General features: G+C 65.7%; 2 protein-coding genes. Both read left to right on the top strand.

Features of this window, described 5'->3' with window-relative positions:
• Positions 1 to 195: hypothetical protein (locus tag ACFWN1_RS33350; RefSeq protein ID WP_384370534.1), on the top strand; the 195-nt coding region annotated here is incomplete at its 5' end.
• A gap of 253 nt (positions 196 to 448) precedes the next feature.
• Complete coding sequence (locus ACFWN1_RS33345) at positions 449 to 1,057, top strand: hypothetical protein (protein WP_384370531.1); 609 nt, start codon at positions 449 to 451, stop codon at positions 1,055 to 1,057.
• The last annotated feature ends 148 nt before the right edge of the window (positions 1,058 to 1,205 follow it).

Genomic DNA, 1,205 nt, shown 5'->3' with positions numbered 1-1,205 from the left:
CGCCCGTACCGAGTCGGCCACTCCCGCAGTTGCGAGGTCATCACGCAGGCCGCCGCCGGAAACGACAACGTCAAAGCACTCGGGTGCACTTCGGTGCGCGACTTCCCGTTCACGCGTCACCCTGTTTCCGCCGCGCTCTGCGAGATGCGCAACGGAAATAAACGCCTCACCCCGCCCCGAAGGCGCTATGGGTGATATTTACCATAACCCCTCTTTTTAGCTCCTCCGCGCCACCCGACGCACCGGAATGCAACCGCCATTCGGCCCCTGACACGATGACCGGAGACACGGCCCGGCCGGTGTCCGATCCCGATCGGGCGGTACTCGCTCCGGCGCCCTCCCTACAGGTCGCCAGAGGCCATTTACCCACCCAGTACTGGGCAGTTGACCTCAAGGTTTCGTGATAGCGTCCTCGTTCGGAGGGACAGTGCGACCTGAAAGGGAAATAGTGAACACGGAGAAGATCGCCGCTCGCCGCCTCTCGTGGGAAGAGGTGACGAAGCTCGACGTGAAGGACAAGCTCTTCGTTTCCGCCGACACGGCAGAACTCAAGCTTTCCGGCTGCTACGTCCCCGCTTATCTGACCAAGTCCGGTGAGCATTTCGAGGGTGGCTCCGTCACGGCGCGAACCATATTCCAGGAAGAGATCTCCTGCCTTCCCGACGACGCGAATGAAGCCGGAATCTTCCTGGCCGACGAGGACGGCTCGGTGACCATCGAGGTCCTTCGGTCCGCCGGTGTCGTGCTGGATCTTGCGCTTTTCGTGCCCAACGGGGACAAGGGGGCCCTCACGGCCCTTTACGCCGCGGCCAGGCAGGCGTTCGGCGCCGATGTCGTGCAGATCTGGCGCCAGGGCCTCAAGGAGGTTCCGGACGTCAAGGTCGACATCTTCGAGGAGCAGGTTCCCCGGGGCCGCAAGGGGGGCGAAAGCCCCAAGCGTGACCGTCGCGCGATCGACACCTACCCCACCCGCGCGGACTTCATCGATTTCACCGCGGGATGGAGGCCGGTCGTCGAGATCCACCGGCCGGTCGTCGACGACACCCCGACCATCTGAGGCGGCGTCACCTCTCGCTCTCCGTGGTCCGACCTCGGAGCGGGGCCGGCGGCACGTCCGGCAGGACTCCGGGGGCCCGCCCGGTGCGCGGTTCTCGGCCCGGCACTCCTGCCGGCCGGAACCACGCCTCCGGGCGAGCCTCCTGTTC

Origin of the sequence: Streptomyces sp. NPDC058459, from assembly GCF_042721685.1 — a bacterium.
Classification (GTDB): Bacteria; Actinomycetota; Actinomycetes; order Streptomycetales; family Streptomycetaceae; genus Streptomyces.
This window is presented reverse-complemented; position numbering and strand designations above follow the sequence as displayed.